The 15,756-nt window shown below is 71.3% G+C and carries 12 protein-coding genes; 6 read left to right on the forward strand and 6 right to left on the reverse strand.

Annotated elements, in window-relative coordinates:
- Positions 1–73: 73 nt before the first annotated feature.
- Positions 74–1,834 carry an arginine--tRNA ligase gene (gene argS / locus ADK57_RS29355; protein WP_053752624.1) on the forward strand — a complete coding sequence of 587 codons (1,761 nt, stop codon included), beginning with the start codon at positions 74–76 and terminating at the stop codon, positions 1,832–1,834.
- 83 nt (positions 1,835–1,917) lie between these two features.
- Here the strand turns inward: argS and ADK57_RS29360 are convergent, their stop codons facing one another.
- On the reverse strand, positions 1,918–2,355 hold the full coding sequence (locus ADK57_RS29360) for a peptidoglycan-binding domain-containing protein (RefSeq protein WP_053752625.1): 438 nt from the start codon (positions 2,353–2,355) through the stop codon (positions 1,918–1,920).
- Positions 2,356–2,663: 308 nt separating this feature from the next.
- On the opposite strand from ADK57_RS29360, the gene ADK57_RS29365 reads away from it, so the two are divergent.
- Genes ADK57_RS29365 through ADK57_RS29375 form a run of 3 tightly spaced genes read left to right on the forward strand, consistent with a single transcriptional unit; the run spans position 2,664 to position 5,397 of the window.
- Entirely contained in the window at positions 2,664–3,467 is an 804-nt protein-coding gene (locus tag ADK57_RS29365; RefSeq protein ID WP_053752626.1) for a peptidoglycan-binding protein, read from the forward strand.
- Positions 3,464–4,312 carry a helix-turn-helix domain-containing protein gene (locus tag ADK57_RS29370; RefSeq protein WP_053752627.1) on the forward strand — a complete coding sequence of 283 codons (849 nt, stop codon included), beginning with the start codon at positions 3,464–3,466 and terminating at the stop codon, positions 4,310–4,312. The genes ADK57_RS29365 and ADK57_RS29370 overlap by 4 nt, the downstream gene beginning before the upstream one ends.
- A gap of 50 nt (positions 4,313–4,362) precedes the next feature.
- Positions 4,363–5,397 carry a DUF4253 domain-containing protein gene (locus ADK57_RS29375; protein ID WP_053752628.1) on the forward strand — a complete coding sequence of 345 codons (1,035 nt, stop codon included), beginning with the start codon at positions 4,363–4,365 and terminating at the stop codon, positions 5,395–5,397.
- A gap of 13 nt (positions 5,398–5,410) precedes the next feature.
- Here ADK57_RS29375 and ADK57_RS29380 read toward each other — a convergent pair whose 3' ends face one another.
- The 3 genes from ADK57_RS29380 to ADK57_RS29390 form a co-directional block, all read right to left on the reverse strand.
- On the reverse strand, positions 5,411–6,259 hold the full coding sequence (locus tag ADK57_RS29380) for an arylamine N-acetyltransferase family protein (RefSeq protein ID WP_053752629.1): 849 nt from the start codon (positions 6,257–6,259) through the stop codon (positions 5,411–5,413).
- Between the two features lie 70 nt (positions 6,260–6,329).
- Positions 6,330–7,538 (reverse strand): PLP-dependent aminotransferase family protein, encoded by a 1,209-nt coding sequence (locus ADK57_RS29385; protein ID WP_053752630.1) that lies wholly within the window; start codon positions 7,536–7,538, stop codon positions 6,330–6,332.
- A 118-nt stretch (positions 7,539–7,656) separates the two neighbouring features.
- Complete coding sequence (locus ADK57_RS29390) at positions 7,657–8,559, reverse strand: SAM-dependent methyltransferase (protein WP_053752631.1); 903 nt, start codon at positions 8,557–8,559, stop codon at positions 7,657–7,659.
- 259 nt (positions 8,560–8,818) lie between these two features.
- Between ADK57_RS29390 and ADK57_RS50630 the strand changes: the two genes are divergently transcribed.
- Positions 8,819–8,962 (forward strand): hypothetical protein, encoded by a 144-nt coding sequence (locus tag ADK57_RS50630; protein WP_199830711.1) that lies wholly within the window; start codon positions 8,819–8,821, stop codon positions 8,960–8,962.
- Between the two features lie 51 nt (positions 8,963–9,013).
- On the opposite strand, the gene ADK57_RS29395 is transcribed toward ADK57_RS50630, so the two are convergent.
- A complete protein-coding gene (locus ADK57_RS29395; RefSeq protein WP_053752632.1) occupies positions 9,014–9,370 on the reverse strand; it encodes a DUF805 domain-containing protein in 357 nt (118 codons plus the stop codon).
- A 308-nt stretch (positions 9,371–9,678) separates the two neighbouring features.
- Positions 9,679–10,671, reverse strand: a complete 993-nt coding sequence (gene hemB, locus ADK57_RS29400) for a porphobilinogen synthase (RefSeq protein ID WP_053752633.1) — start codon at positions 10,669–10,671, stop codon at positions 9,679–9,681.
- Positions 10,672–11,213: 542 nt separating this feature from the next.
- Here hemB and ADK57_RS29405 point away from each other — a divergent pair.
- Positions 11,214–15,756 (forward strand): ATP-dependent helicase (locus ADK57_RS29405; protein WP_053752634.1); only part of this gene is annotated, 4,543 nt, incomplete at its 3' end.

The following is a 15,756-nucleotide window of genomic DNA, read 5'->3' on the forward strand; positions in this document are numbered from 1 at the left end:
GGAAAACCGCTTTACGCCCCATGGGATACTGGGCGGGCCCACCTGTTCCCACGAGGAGAACGGCACCATTCCTATGGCCCCGGTCACGTCCCTCACCGCTTCCGTCAACCAGCGCCTCGCGTCCGCCCTCTCGGCTGCTCTGCCGGAGGCCGGTTCCGCAGACCCGCTGCTGCGACGTAGCGACCGGGCCGACTTCCAGGCCAACGGGATCCTGGCCCTCGCGAAGAAGGCGAAGGCGAACCCGCGGGAGCTGGCGACGCAGGTCGTCTCCCAGGTGGTCACCGGTGACGTGATCAAGGACATCGAGGTCTCCGGCCCCGGCTTCCTGAACATCACGCTCACGGACAGCGCGATCACCGAGAACCTGGCCGCGCGGTACGCCGACGCCGACCGTCTCGGGGTCCCCTTCGCCGAGAACGCGGGCACGACGGTCATCGACTACGCCCAGCCGAACGTGGCGAAGGAGATGCACGTAGGCCACCTGCGTTCCGCGGTGATCGGCGACGCGGCGGTCCACCTCCTGGAGTTCACCGGCGAGACGGTGGTCCGCAGGCATCACATCGGCGACTGGGGCACCCAGTTCGGCATGCTCATCCAGTACCTGGACGAGCACCCGCACGAGCTGGACCACAAGGACACCCGGGTGAGCGGCGAGGAGGCGATGTCGAACCTCGACCGCCTCTACAAGGCGGCGCGGGGGCACTTCGACTCCGACGAGGAGTTCAAGGTCAGGGCCCGCCGCAGGGTGGTCGACCTCCAGGCCGGCGACCCGCACACCCTCGCCACGTGGCAGAAGTTCGTGGACGAGTCGAAGATCTACTTCTTCTCCGTCTTCGAGAAGCTGGACATGGAGGTCCGGGACCCGGACATCGTCGGCGAGTCCGGCTACAACGACATGCTCGCGGAGACCTGCCGCCTCCTGGAGGAGTCCGGCGTGGCGGTCCGCTCCGAGGGCGCCCTCTGCGTCTTCTTCGACGACGTCAAGGGCCCCGACGGCAACCCGGTCCCCCTGATCGTCCAGAAGTCGGACGGCGGCTACGGCTACGCGGCGACCGACCTCTCGGCGATCCGCGACCGCGTCTTCAACCTGAAGGCGAACACCCTCCTCTACGTGGTCGACGCCCGCCAGTCCCTCCACTTCAAGATGGTCTTCGAGACCGCGCGGAGGGCCGGCTGGCTGAACGACGACGTCAATGCGGTCCAGCTCGCCTTCGGCACGGTCCTCGGCAAGGACGGCAAGCCGTTCAAGACGCGTGAGGGCGAGACGGTACGGCTGGTGGACCTGCTGGACGAGGCGATCGAGCGCGCCTCGGCGGTCGTACGGGAGAAGGCGCAGGACCTCTCCGAGGAGGAGATCGCCGAGCGCGGCACCCAGGTGGGCATCGGCGCGGTGAAGTACGCGGACCTGTCGACGTCGGCGAACCGGGACTACAAGTTCGACCTGGACCAGATGGTCTCGCTGAACGGCGACACGTCCGTCTACCTCCAGTACGCGTACGCCCGTATCCGGTCGATCCTCCGCAAGGCCGGAGAGGTACGCCCCGCCGCGCACCCGGAGCTGTCGCTGCACGAGGCGGAGCGCGCCCTGGGCCTGCACGCGGACGCGTTCGCGGAGGTCGTGGCGGAGGCGGCGGGCGAGTACGCCCCGCACAAGCTGGCGGCCTACCTGTACCAGCTGGCCTCGCTGTACACGACCTTCTACGACAAGTGCCCGGTCCTGAAGGCCGAGTCGCCGCAGCAGGTGGAGAACCGCCTCTTCCTCTGCGACATCACGGCCCGGACGCTGCACCAGGGCATGGCCCTGCTGGGGATCCGGACGCCCGAGCGGCTCTGAGGCACTCCGAGACAGGCGCACGGCCCGTTCTCCCCTTCTGTGGGGAGGACGGGCCGTGGTGTGTGTACGGTCGTCAGGCCGGCTCAGCAGCCGCTGGCGTTGAAGTCCCAGAACGCCGCCTTGGTGGCCGGTCCGGCGATCCCGTCGGGGTTGACGCCGAGGAAGCGCTGCAGCGCCTTGATCGTGTTGGGTCCGACGGCTCCGTCGACGCTACCCGCGTTGTAGCCCGAGTCGTTGAGCATCCGCTGCGCTGCCTTCCAGCTGTTGGTGCCCAGCTGCCCGTCGATCGTGCCGGGGTTGTAACCCACGTCGCGCAGCCAGCACTGCCAGTTCTTGGCCCGGGTGGTGTTCAGGCCGAGGTTGTTCACCGCGAGGATGGAGACGTCCTGGGCGCTCACCGCCGCCTTGGCGGCCGGCTGGGACGCCGCGAAGCCGGTACCCGCGGCCGCCACTGTTCCGGCCGCGAGTCCGACGACGGCGGTGAGGCTGATGGCGGTCCTCGTCAACACGTTCGATCGCATGCTTCCCCCTTGGGGTGGTGGGGCGGCACCTGACGTGCCGCCGACTGACAACCCGAGAGTGCGGGGCGGGCGGCAAGCGCTGCCACAGTTGCCCCAGAAGTGACGTCGTCGCGGGATGCCCCACCCTGTGACCTGCGGGGACACCGTCCGCCGGGACGGTGCGGCGGGACGGCTGCGGGGGGCGGTGGCCGATTCCGTATCGGTGCAGGAACCACGTTCCGATGCAGTCCCGTGGATGCTGATGCAGAATGCGACCGCACAGGGGCAGCTGACCACTGCCACTGATCATGAGCGCGAGTGGGGGGAACATGTCGCGTTGGAAAGCGCTGCCCGCAGAACTTGATCCGCGCGTCCGGCAGTTGGTGGTGCGCTTACGCCGGCTGAAGGATCACAGTGGGCTGAGTCTGCGGCAACTGGCGGCGAAGACGGGGTACAGCCCGAAGTCGTGGGAACGGTATCTGGGCGGCAGGTCGCTGCCGCCCTCGGAGGCCGTGGAGGCGATGGCCCGGATCGGTGGTGACGATCCGACCCGGCTGCTCGCGTTGCACGAAGTCGCCGCCGAGGCGTGGGGGGACGGACGCGCGGGCGCGTCCGCGCCGGAGGCGGCCACCGTCGAGCCGGAGATCCTGTCGGCGGGAGCCGAGAGCGCACGGCTTCCCGGGCGTTCGCTGCGCATCGCGCTCGTGGCGGGGGCGGTGGCTCTGGTGCTGGCCATCTCCTCGGCGGTCCTTCTGGTCGTACGGCTCGACGGCGGTGGAGGCGAAGCAGCGGCGGCCCCCCTCGTCTCGTCAGCCGCGCCGGCACCGGAGTCGCCGGCACCGGAGTCGTCGGCGCCGACGGCGTCCACGTACACCTGCCGCGTGAAGCGGAGTGACGGCCGCTGGTACGCGGGCAACAGCCGCACCCAGGACGCCGTCCTGGGGGACGGCCACGCCGGGCCGGAGGTGGCCGAGGCGCAGTGCCTGCTGCAAAGGGCGGGCTATTCGCCGGGGGGCATCGACGGGATCTTCGGTCCGCTGACGCAGCGCGCGGTCGAGCGCGTCCAGCGGCGGGCGGGTCTGGTCGTGGACGGGATCATCGGGCCGCACACCTGGAAAGTCCTGCGGGGATGACGTCGCCGTCGCCGGAATGCGCCCGACTGGCCGCAGCACTGCGGGAGTTGAAGGCGCAGACCGGCCTGAGCATGGCGGGCCTCGCGTCGAAGACCCCGTTCAGCAAGTCGTCCTGGGAGCGCTATCTCAACGGCAAGACGCTGCCGCCGCGCGAGGCGGTGCAGGAACTGTGCCATCTCGCCGGCAAACCGGACGGGCGGTGTCTGGCGCTGTGGGAGATCGCGGAGTCGGAATGGAGCGGGCGCGGGACAGAAGCACCGCGGACGGGTGGGTCTGCGGAGCCGGAGCCGTCCGCGACTCCCGTTCCGGCCCCGGCTGCGCCAGAGGTGACGCGTGCCGGTCACAGGGGTGTGGCGGCCGTGGCGGTCCTCGCGTCGGTGTGTGCCGTGGCCGTCGGGGGCGTGACGGTGGCCCTCTTCCTGCTGCCGCGTCAGGACGGCGGACCTCGGGGGTCGGCGTCGCCCTCCGCGACCGGGCCGCGCTGCCGGGGAGCCGCCTGTGAGGGCAAGAACCCGATAGACACGGTGTGCGCCGCCGCGCCGGACACCCTCGCCTCGCACCGCACGGCCACCGGTGCCTGGATGGAACTGCGGTTCAGCGCGGAGTGCGGAACCAGTTGGGCGCGGATGTGGGGCACGCGGATCGGCGACCGGGTCGAGATGACCGTGGGCGGTCGTGACGTGCTGGGCGGTTGGGTCCGCAGCGCGGAGGTCGAGGACGACGTCGACGCGGCGGCCTACGTCTACACCCCCATGGCCGTGACCCGCCCCGGAACCCTCGTCGAGGCATGTTTCCGGCCCGCTGCGGGTGGCAAGAGGGAGTGCTTCGAGGGCCGCGTACGTTAGCGGCCCGGCCGCCGCCGCCGCTGTCAGTGGCGACCCCTACAGTCACCGGCATGGCGACACTTCCCAACCCCCTGCCGAGACTTGCGACCCTCGGCCTCCGACTCCCGCCCGGGAGACTGGTCGACGAGACGCCCGACGGCCCCTGGCACGAACCGCTGCTGTGGTACGCCGAGCAGCCCCCGTCCCCCGGTGACTGGTCGGCGCTGGCGGCGCCCGCCGCGCGGGTCGGGCTGCTGCCCGTGCTCGTGGACACGGACGGCGTGCATGGCGGCGGCCCGGAGAACTGGGCGCTACGGCCCGAGTCGATGTCGTACCCCGGGGACCACGACGCCGAGGACGTGCTCGCGGAGTTCTGGGAGGAGTACGCGGAGTACGCCGCCGGGGCGGACGAGGACCACCCGGGCCGGGAAGCATTCGTCGAGCCCAAGGGCGAGGGCGAGCCGCCCACGCACGACGAGGCCGACGAACAGCCGTCGTACGACGAAGCCGACACAGCCGACACAGCGGACGCAACCGAGGCAACCGACGAGCAGGCCCCTCACGACGAGACGGGCGCCCCCTTCACTGGGGCCGGGGCTGGGGCCGGGGCTGGGGCCGGGGCTGGGGCCGGGGCCGGGGCTGGGGCCGGGGCCGGGGCTGGGGCCTGGCCCGGCCTCGCCCCCGCCGGCCGGGAGGCCGTCGATCCGGACGCGCGGGCGGCGGAGGTCGCCGACTCGGTGCGCGGCGGCAGGGGCTCCGCCTTCCACCACCCGCGTCTCGCCCTGGTCCCGGCCCGCCGCTCCGCCGACATCCCGGCGGCGATCGGCTGGACCGGCCCGCTGAACCACGACAACGACGTGGCCCGGCTCTGCTCGGTCCTGCGTTCCTGGGAGGACCGCTTCGGCATACGGGTCGTGGCGCTCACGTCCGACACCCTGGTCGTGTCCGTCGCCGCCCCGCCCACCACCCCCGCCGAGGCCGAGGCGGTCGCCGCCGAGCACTTCGCGTTCTGCCCGGACAACATCCTGCAGAACGGCCCGGACGACCTGCGCGGCTATGCCAAGGAACTCATCGGTGAACACGCCTGGTCCTTCTGGTGGGACTGACCCGGCAGTCCCCTCACACCAGCAGCGTCATCCCCACCGGAGCCGCGACCTCGAAGTCCTCCTCCAGAACCCGACGCGCCTCCGCCTCGTCCGTCACCTCCCGCTCCCTCACTGTGCCGTCAGCCCATGTCTCGGTGAGGAGCGGGCCGTGGAGGAGGAGGTGGCGGTCGGGGGTGACACGCTGCACGTAGAGGCGCTGGGTGAAGGGCGAGCGCGGGTTCGTTCCGATGTGCCAGTTGATGACCTCGAAGTCGGGCTTCTCGAACGGCTCCAGCGTGAACGCGTACTGCGCCCGCCAGGCGCCAGCCCCCTCGTCCTTCTCCCGCGAGTACGCCTCGAGCACCCACATCTCCAACGGCCCTCGGTGCGCCTCCGCGTGCATCAGCCGGTGTCGCCGTCCCGCGTCCGGGAACTCGGCGCCGACCACCAGTGGCACCGGCTCCAGCAACGCCCCGATGGCCCCGAACCCGACGTCGGCCAGATACGGCGCCGGCTCCCCCGGCACCTCCACGAGCAGCGCCATGTGCGTGCGCGGCCGGCTCTCGATGCGGTCCGCGCCCACGACGACGCGGGCGGCCAGCCGGGTCACCCGAAAGCCCAGCGCCTCCAGCGCCAGCGAGAACAGCGTGTTGTGCTCGTAGCAGTAGCCGCCGCGCCGGCTGTGGACCAACTTGGCCATGAGGTCGGCGGGTTCGAGGGAGGGCGCGCTGCGCCTGAGGGGGTCCAGGTTCTCGAAGGGGATGCCTCGCATGTGCGCCAGATGCACACCCTGCAGCGTCGCCACGCCGGCCCGCCGCTCCCCCTCCCAACCGATCCGCTCGAGATACGCGTCGAGGTCGAACTCCACAGTGTCATCGGACATGCCCTCACCGTATGGACACCGCGCACCCCCGTCTGCGCCCGAGGGCAGGAACCGTCCCCCTCCTTTGGACCTAGTCCTCCCCGAGGAGCCCCTTCCCCAGCCTCCGCAACCCCTCCCCGATCTCCTCGGGCGTCTGCGTCACGAAGCACAGCCGCAGCGTCGAACGGTCCGGCTCTCCGGCATGGAAGGGCGCCCCCGGCACATACGCCACGTCGTGCCGCACCACCCGCGGCAGCAGCTCAGTCGTGTCGTACGACGACGGCAGCCGGGCCCAGAGGAACATCCCGCCCTCCGGCCGGCTCCAGGCCGACCCCTCCGGCAGCGCCTCCGCCAGCCCCGCGAGCATCGCGTCCCGCCGCTCCCGGTACACCCCGGCGACCCGCACGACGTGGGCGTCCAGGTCCCGGTCGGCCAAGTAGCGTGCCGCGGCGAGCTGGTTGACCGTCGGCGTGTGCAGGTCGGCGGCCTGCTTGGCGACCGCGCAGGCCCGCCGCAGCGAGCCCGGCGCCCGCAGCCACCCCAGCCGCAGCCCCGGCGCCATGACCTTGGAGAAGGAGCCGAGCAGGACCGTACGGTCCTCCGCGCCCGCGTACGTGGCGATCCACGGCACCCGCTCCCCCTCGAACCGCAGCTCCCCGTACGGATCGTCCTCGACGATCCACAGCCCCCGCCGAGCGGCGACGGCGGCGACCGCGGCCCGCCGCGAGGCCGGCAGCGTACGGCCCGTCGGATTCTGGAACGTCGGCACGGTGTACAGCAGCTTGGGCCGCTCCCGCACCACCAAATCCTCCAGCGCCTCCGGATCCAGCCCCTCCCCGTCGCCCGGCACCGCCACCACCCGCGCCCCGGCGAAGCCGAAGGCCTGAAGTGCCGCCAGATAACAGGGGTTTTCGACGAGGACCGTGTCCCCGGGTTCCACCAGCGCGGTCGCCAGCAGGGACAGAGCCTGCTGCGAACCGGTCGTGACGAGAACATCGTCGGCCTCGGTCGGCAGCCCACGCACCGACATCCGTCCCGCCAGCGCGGCCCGCAACCCCGGCTCGCCCTCGGTGGTGGAGTACTGCAACGCCCGCTCGGGCGCTTGAGCGAGCACCGCCCGATACGCGTCCGCGATCCCGTCCACGTCGAACAGTTCCGGCGCCGGCAGCCCGCCCGCGAAGTTGATCACCTCGGGGCGGGCGGTGACGGCGAGGATGTCGCGTACGGCCGAGCCACCGACCGACCTGGCCCGCGCGGCGAGTGGCGGCGCGGGCACGACATCAACCTCGGCAACGGTCATGGCGGCTCCTTCGACTGCGACGGTGGACGAAAAACGACCCGTGCCGCGCAGCCTAAGGAAATACGTGCCGCCTACAAGCAGGTTTCCGCGATACGGACGGGCACTCCCGCGTCGGCCCTCAGCCCTTCAGGCCGGTCGCCCCATAGACGTTGATGTCGTCGTCCGTCACGTCGTTGATGTCCCGGTAGCGGATCTTCTCGATGTCGTCGAGCGCCTCGAAGTCGTCCGGATCGATGGCCGGCGGAGCGGGGGCGGGGTCCGGGTTCCACTGGTGGACGGGGACGACTCCGGGCTCGTCGAGCGTGATGCCGGGCGTCCGGGTGAAGAACCGCTCGACCTCGTCCTTCGTCCGGAACACGAAGGTGAACCCGCGCTCGGTGTAGGTCCGTTGCACCGCTCGGGTCGGCTCGGGATGCATCTCGTCGGTGAGGTGGGTGAGCACGAGACGGCTGCCGGAGGGCAGCGCGTCCGCCAGGTCGCGCACGACCTGGTAGGCCTCCCCGTCCTCGACGAAGTGCAGGAGCGCCACCAGGCACAGGGCGATCGGCTCGTCGAAGTCGAGGGTCTTGGCGGCCTGTTCGAGGATCTGGCCCGGTTCGCGCAGGTCGGCGTCGATGTAGTCGGTACGCCCCTCGGGCCCGCTGGTCAGCAGGGCACGCGCGTGGGCGAGGACGACGGGGTCGTGGTCGACGTAGACCACCCTCGACTCGGGAATGATCCGCTGAGCGATCTGGTGGACGTTCTCCCCGGTGGGCAGCCCGGTGCCGATGTCGAGGAACTGACGGATGCCGTGGTCCGCGGCCATCCTCGTCACGGCACGGCGCATGAAGTCACGGTTGTGCCGTACGTCGAGGTAGCCACGCGGGTTGGCGGACAGCGCCGCCGCAGCCGCCGCGCGGTCCATCGGGTAGTTGTCCTTGCCGCCGAGAAAAACGTCATAAACACGGGCCGGGTGCGCCTTGGTGGTGTCGATCCTCCTTCTCAGTTCGGCGGGGTCCTGGCTGAGGGCGTCACCGGACATGGGCGTCTCCTCGGAGAGTCGGCGGACGGGCGGTCAACAACCTAACTCCCGACGGCACTTGATGGTGCCCGCCACCACGTTTCACAGATTTCGACCGTACGACGTCCCGCTCCGCATCCCTGGGAAGCAACATCCCCGCAGGTCATCCCCCATCCCACCGCCCCGGCGTCCCGAATCCCCCGCGAACCATGGCCCTCGGCACGGATCACCCCGCACTCTGTATCCGCCGCCCCCCACCCACCACGGAGGCCAGACCCGCATGTCCGCCCGAACCCGCCGCCTCCTCGCCGCCACCGCTCTCACGCTCCTCGCGCTCGTGCTGACGGGCTGCAAGGACGGTACGGGCGTACGCGACGAGGGTCCGTCGACCGTGTCCCCCACGTCCTCCCTTTCGGCGCACTGAACGCCGAAGGCCGCCCGGACACCGGCCGGGCGGCCTTCAAGAGCGTGGGCGTCAGACGAGAGCCGGCGCTTCCTTCGGGTTCGCGCCGAACTTGTTCGCACCCGACTCGCTGTCGCTGCACAGGAAGACCAGCATCACGATGGCGCCGACGAGCGGGACCAGGCCGATGAGGATCCACCAGCCGGTGCGGCCCGTGTCGTGCAGGCGGCGAACGCTGACCGCGAGGCTCGGCAGGAGGATCGCCAGGTAGAAGACGACGGCGATCAGCGGCTGCTTCGCCACGGCGCTGACGATCGCCAGCACGATGTAGATGATCGACACGAACAGCGTGTACATCCAGTATTCCTTGCGGCGCGCGCGCCCGCTGAACACCGCGTACTTCTTCAGTGCCTCGATGAACCAGCTCATTGCATCCCCCCAGGGATCGATGTTCAGACCCCTCCGAACGGATCAGGCCAGTGGCAGAAGATAAGGACGCTGACGGGAACTCGTCAATTCGTTACATCCGCCCATTTCAATGCCCCGCACTTGATCTCCGCCCCGAAACCACCCCACCCCCGAGGGTCGATTTCCGGACAGACCCCCAGAAGGTCACCCCAGGGAGCCCGCAAGACCACCGGAACACCACCGGGCACACCCCGTGCGTTCCCCGGAACGAGTTCCAGCCGTAGCCGGACCGAGTTCGAACCGTTGCACCCCGTGGCCGTCCCGCGCCGTCACAACAACCGCTGCGCCGCCTCTGTCGCCCAGTACGTGAGGATGTTCTGCGCACCCGCCCGCTTGATGCCGGTCAGCGTCTCCAGGATGGCCCGGTCCCGCTCGATCCAGCCCTTCTCGGCGGCGGCCTCGATCATCGAGTACTCGCCGGAGATCTGATAAGCGGCAACGGGAACGTCCACGGCTTCCGCCACCCGCGCCAGAATGTCCAGGTACGGCCCGGCCGGCTTCACCATCACCATGTCGGCGCCCTCTTCAAGGTCGAGCGCCAACTCCCGCAGAGACTCCCGCGCATTCGCCGGATCCTGCTGATACGTCTTCCGGTCACCCTTCAACGACGAGCCGACAGCCTCCCGGAAGGGCCCGTAGAACGCGGAGGCGTACTTCGCCGTGTACGCGAGGACGGCGACATCCTCACGCCCGATCTGGTCAAGGGCATCCCGGACGACCCCGATCTGCCCGTCCATCATCCCGCTGGGCCCCACCACATGGGCCCCGGCGTCGGCCTGGACCTGCGCCATCTCGGCGTACCGCTCAAGGGTGGCGTCGTTGTCGACCCGCCCCTCGGCGTCGAGCACCCCACAGTGCCCATGATCAGTGGTCTCATCGAGACACAGGTCGGACATCACCAACAACTCGTCCCCGACCTCGGCCCGCACATCACGGATGGCGACCTGCAGAATCCCGTCCGGATCCGTCCCCGGCGTCCCCAGCGCGTCCTTCTTCGACTCCTCCGGCACCCCGAACAGCATGATCCCGGAGATCCCCGCCGCCACCGCCTCCGCAGCGGCCTTCTTCAACGTGTCCCGGGTGTGCTGCACGACCCCGGGCATCGTCGCGATCGGCACCGGCTCGGCAACGCCCTCGCGCACGAAGGCCGGAAGGATGAAGTCGGCGGGATGCAGCCGGGTCTCGGCGACCATCCGCCGCATGACGGGGGTGGTCCGCAGCCGCCGCGGCCGCGTGCCGGGAAAGGATCCGTACGTCGTCATACCCCTACGCTACGCCCGCCCCAGCACCCCCTTTGCCGACGCTGCGTCGGCGCAACCGGCGCGCAGGCCGAGCCCAGGCACCCCACGTTTCCAGCCCCCGGCACCGGTGCCGACGCCCCTGGGGGCTCCGCCCCCAGACCCCCGGACCTATGCAACCCACCACCCGACTCGGTCGGCCAAGAGGCGACCGCCGCCGGGCCGCCACCAGCGCCGCACAGTGCCCGCACCCGCACTCGCCCGCGGCACGAGGCGGCAACGAGACGCCGTACGCACCTGCACCCGCGTACGGCGGCAAGGGGCCGTGTCGGGGGGTGTCCGCCCGCAGCGGTTGGCGCGTCAACACGTTCACCCCTGCAGAAGACCGATTCCGCGCCGTTCCGAGGACGGACACCCCCCGACACGGCCCCGCCCCCACCAAAACCGAAAGCGCAAAAAGCAAACCCACCCCCCCCGCACAGGCCTCCGCAGGCACCCACCCCATCCCCACCGCAGCATCCCCGCAGGTCAGCCGCATTGTCAGTGCCCGGGTGCAGGATGGACACATGGTCAGCTCCGCGCACCAGGCCCTCAAAGCCTTCTCCCCCGCGACCCGCGGCTGGTTCACGGGCGCCTTCGACGCGCCCACATCCGCCCAGGCGGGCGCGTGGCAGGCCATCGCGGAGGGCTCGGACGTGCTGGTCGTGGCCCCCACGGGCTCCGGCAAGACCCTGGCCGCCTTCCTCGCCGCCCTGGACCAGCTAGCCTCCGCACCCCCGCCCGCCGACCCCAAGAAGCGCTGCCGTGTCCTGTACGTCTCCCCGCTCAAGGCCCTCGCCGTGGACGTGGAGCGCAACCTCCGCAGCCCTCTGACCGGCATCCGCCAGGAGTCCGTCCGCCTCGGCCTGCCCGAACCGGAGGTCAAGGTCGGCATCCGCTCCGGCGACACCCCCGCCGCCGAGCGCCGCGCCCTGTCCACCCGCCCCCCGGACATCCTGATCACCACCCCGGAGTCCCTGTTCCTGATGCTGACGTCGGCCGCACGCGACGCACTGACGGGCATCGAGACAGTGATCCTGGACGAGGTCCACGCAGTCGCCGGCACCAAGCGCGGCGCCCACCTCGCCCTCTCCTTGGAGCGCCTGGACGAACTCCTCCCGAAGCCGGCCCGCCGCATCGGCCTGTCGGCCACGGTCCGTCCGGTCGACGAGATCGCTCGCTATCTCTCCCCCCGCCGCAAGGTGGAGATCGTCCAGCCGAAGTCCGGCAAGGAGTTCGACCTCTCGGTCGTCGTACCGGTCGAGGACCTGGGCGAACTGGGCGGCTCCCCGGTCGCCGACGGCTCCGAGGGCGCGGAACGGCCGTCGATCTGGCCGCACGTCGAGGAGCGCATCACCGACCTCGTCCAAGCTCACCGCTCCACCATCGTCTTCGCCAACTCGCGCCGCCTCGCCGAGCGCCTGTGCAACCGGCTCAACGAAATCGCGTACGAACGAGCCACCGGCGAACCGCTGGACGAGCACCACGCCCCCGCCCAACTCATGGGCGGCTCCGGAGCGGCCCAGGGCGCCCCACCCGTCATCGCCCGAGCCCACCACGGCTCGGTCTCCAAGGAGCAACGCGCCCTGGTCGAGGAGGACCTCAAGGCCGGCCGTCTTCCCGCCGTCGTGGCGACGTCCAGCCTCGAACTCGGCATCGACATGGGCGCGGTCGACCTCGTCATCCAGGTCGAGTCGCCCCCCTCGGTCGCCTCCGGCCTCCAGCGCGTCGGCCGCGCGGGGCACCAGGTCGGCGCGGTCTCCACCGGCGTCGTCTTCCCGAAGTACCGCGGCGACCTCGTCCAGGCAGCGGTCGTCACCGAACGCATGCGCACCGGCTCCATCGAGTCCCTCAAGGTCCCCGCCAACCCTCTGGACGTCCTCGCCCAACAACTCGTCGCCATGACCGCGATGGACACCTGGCAGCTCGACGACCTGCTCGCCACGGTCCGCCGGGCCGCCCCCTTCGCCTCACTCCCCGAATCCGCGTTCACAGCCGTCCTCGACATGCTCGCCGGCCGCTACCCGTCCGACGCCTTCGCGGAACTGCGCCCACGCGTGGTCTGGGACCGCGTAGCCGGCACGATCACCGGCCGCCCCGGCGCCCAGCGCCTCGCCGTCACCTCCGGCGGCACGATCCCCGACCGCGGCCTCTTCGGGGTCTTCCTCGCCGGTTCCGACCCCAAGAAGGGCGGCGGCCGGGTCGGCGAGCTCGACGAGGAGATGGTCTACGAGTCCCGAGTCGGCGACGTCTTCACCCTGGGCACCAGCTCCTGGCGTATCGAGGACATCACCCGCGACCGCGTCCTGGTCTCCCCCGCTCCGGGTGTCCCGGGCAGACTCCCCTTCTGGAAGGGCGACCAGCTGGGCCGCCCGCTCGAACTGGGCCGCGCGGTGGGCGCGTTCCTCCGCGAGGTCGGCTCACTGACCAAGGAGGACGCGCGCCTCCGCCTCCTCGCCGCGGGCCTGGACGCCTGGGCCGCGGACAATGTGCTGTCCTACCTGGACGAGCAGCGCGAGGCCTGCGGCCACATCCCGGACGACCGCACGATCGTCGTGGAACGCTTCCGCGACGAACTCGGCGACTGGCGGGTCGTCGTGCACTCGCCCTTCGGCGCCCAGGTGCACGCCCCCTGGGCGCTCGCCCTCGGCACCAAGCTCTCCGAGCGGTACGGCATGGACGCCCAGGTCATGCACGCCGACGACGGCATCGTCCTACGGCTGCCCGACGCCGACCTCATGAGCCTGGATCTGCTCGACCAGGAACCCATGAAGGCGGGCACGGAGTACGACGCCGAGCAGGCACCGGTAGGCGCGGCGGACGTCGTCTTCGACAAGGGCGAGGTCGACCAGATCGTCACCGACCAGGTGGGCAGCTCCGCCCTGTTCGCCTCCCGCTTCCGGGAGTGCGCCGCCCGCGCCCTGCTGCTGCCCCGCCGCAACCCCGGCAAGCGCACCCCACTGTGGCAGCAGCGCCAGCGCGCCTCCCAACTCCTCCAGGTGGCCAGCGAGTTCGGCTCGTTCCCGATCGTCCTTGAGGCGGTCCGCGAGTGCCTCCAGGACGTCTTCGACGTCCCCGGCCTGGTAGAGCTGATGGGCGACCTGGAGTCCCGCAAGGTACGCCTCGTCGAGGTCACCACCCCCGAGCCCTCCCCCTTCGCCCGCTCCCTCCTCTTCGGATACGTCGCCCAGTTCCTGTACGAGGGAGACTCACCGCTCGCCGAGCGCCGCGCCGCCGCCCTCTCCCTGGACTCGCGTCTGCTGGCCGAACTCCTCGGCCAGGCGGAACTGCGCGAACTGCTCGACGCCGAGGTACTGACCGAGCTGGAACAAGAACTCCAGTGGCTCACGGAGGACCGCCGTGTAAAGGACGCCGAAGGCGTCGCCGACCTGCTGCGCCTGCTCGGCCCGCTCACCGACGCCGAGCTGGCCGAGCGGGGCGCCGAACCCCACTGGGCCAAGGAGCTGGCCGCCGCCCGCCGCGCGATCCGGGTCCGCGTCGCGGGCACCGACCACTGGGCGGGGATCGAGGACGCGGGCCGCCTGCGCGACGCGCTCGGCACGGCACTGCCGGTAGGTGTCCCGGAAGCCTTCACGGAACCCGTCAAGGACCCGCTCGGCGACCTCCTCGCGCGCTACGCCCGCACCCACGGCCCGTTCACGTCGGCCACCGCGGCGGCCCGCTTCGGTTTGGGCGTGGCGGTCACCGACGGCGCCCTCCACCGGATCGCGGCGACGGGCAGGGTCGTACAGGGCGAGTTCCACCCGGCCGGGATCGGCCAGGAATGGTGTGATGCCACCGTCCTGCGCCGCCTGCGCCGCCGCTCTCTCGCCGCCCTGCGCCACGAGCTGGAACCGGTGCCGCCGCCGGCGCTCGCCCAGTTCCTCCCCCAGTGGCAGCACATCGGCAAGGGCCACGGTCTGCGGGGCATCGACGGGCTGGTGCGCGCCGTCGAGCAGTTGCAGGGCGCGTCCGTACCCGCGTCCGCCCTGGAGAAGCTCGTCCTCCCCTCCCGCGTCGCGAACTACACACCCGCGATGCTGGACGAGCTCACCGCGGCCGGCGAGATCGTCTGGGCCGGCGCGGGAGCCCTCCCCGGCAAGGACGGCTGGGTCTCCCTGTACGTCGCGGACGCGGCCCCCCTGCTCCTCCCTCCGCCCCACCCCCTGGAGCTGACGGCGCTCCACCAGTCCGTCCTGGACGCCCTGTCCGGAGGCTACGGCCTGTTCTTCCGCCAGATCGCCGACCAGGTCCGTGCCACGACCCATCCCGAGGCCGCGGACCCCCAACTGGCCGACGCCGTCTGGGACCTGGCCTGGTCCGGACGGCTCACCAACGACACGCTCGCCCCCATGCGCTCTCTCCTGGGCTCGGGCCGCACCGCCGGCTCCACGGCCCACCGCGCCAAGCGCACCGTCCCGCGCGGGCGCTACGGCTCCCTCACGGCAGCCGCACGCCCCGCGTCCCGCACCGGACCGCCGACCGTCGCCGGCCGCTGGTCCCTGCTCCCCGACCGCGATGCCGACCCCACCGTGCGCGCCCATGCCCTGGCCCGCGTCCTGCTGGACCGGCACGGCGTGGTGACCCGGGGAGCCGTCGCCGCGGAGGGAGTCGAGGGCGGCTTCTCGGCGGTGTACCGCATCCTGTCCGCCTTCGAGGACAACGGCCAGGCCCGACGCGGTTACGTGGTGGAGGGACTCGGCGCCGCACAGTTCGCCATGGACGGCGCGGTCGACCGCCTCCGCGCGGTCGCCAACGCCCGCGACCGGGGCGAAACCCTGCCACCCCCGGCGCGAGGCAACGGCACTCAGGACGGCTTCGCCCCCCTCACCCCCTTCGCGCCGAACCCCTTCGACTCCCCCACCGACTTCGCACCCGACCCCTTCGCATCACCCGACCCCCACACGACCGACGAACCGAACCCGGCCGACGGCCAAACAGACCGAAGCGACCCCGAATTCGACCCCAACGCCAACCCCGACCCCGACTCCGGCCTCACCGAGGACTGGCCGCCCTTCCCCACCCCCACCTCGCGGAGCGAATGGATTTCTCCGCGCGACTTCCCCCCAC

This window comes from Streptomyces sp. MMG1533, from assembly GCF_001279775.1.
In the GTDB taxonomy this organism is placed as follows: Bacteria; Actinomycetota; Actinomycetes; order Streptomycetales; family Streptomycetaceae; genus Streptomyces.

Coding starts and splice junctions, on each gene's coding strand:
- argS (WP_053752624.1), top strand. CDS start 74: ATGGCCCCGGTCACGTCCCTCACCGCTTCCGTCAACCAGCGCCTCGCG.
- ADK57_RS29360 (WP_053752625.1), bottom strand. CDS start 2,355: ATGCGATCGAACGTGTTGACGAGGACCGCCATCAGCCTCACCGCCGTC.
- ADK57_RS29365 (WP_053752626.1), top strand. CDS start 2,664: ATGTCGCGTTGGAAAGCGCTGCCCGCAGAACTTGATCCGCGCGTCCGG.
- ADK57_RS29370 (WP_053752627.1), top strand. CDS start 3,464: ATGACGTCGCCGTCGCCGGAATGCGCCCGACTGGCCGCAGCACTGCGG.
- ADK57_RS29375 (WP_053752628.1), top strand. CDS start 4,363: ATGGCGACACTTCCCAACCCCCTGCCGAGACTTGCGACCCTCGGCCTC.
- ADK57_RS29380 (WP_053752629.1), bottom strand. CDS start 6,259: ATGTCCGATGACACTGTGGAGTTCGACCTCGACGCGTATCTCGAGCGG.
- ADK57_RS29385 (WP_053752630.1), bottom strand. CDS start 7,538: ATGACCGTTGCCGAGGTTGATGTCGTGCCCGCGCCGCCACTCGCCGCG.
- ADK57_RS29390 (WP_053752631.1), bottom strand. CDS start 8,559: ATGTCCGGTGACGCCCTCAGCCAGGACCCCGCCGAACTGAGAAGGAGG.
- ADK57_RS50630 (WP_199830711.1), top strand. CDS start 8,819: ATGTCCGCCCGAACCCGCCGCCTCCTCGCCGCCACCGCTCTCACGCTC.
- ADK57_RS29395 (WP_053752632.1), bottom strand. CDS start 9,370: ATGAGCTGGTTCATCGAGGCACTGAAGAAGTACGCGGTGTTCAGCGGG.
- hemB (WP_053752633.1), bottom strand. CDS start 10,671: ATGACGACGTACGGATCCTTTCCCGGCACGCGGCCGCGGCGGCTGCGG.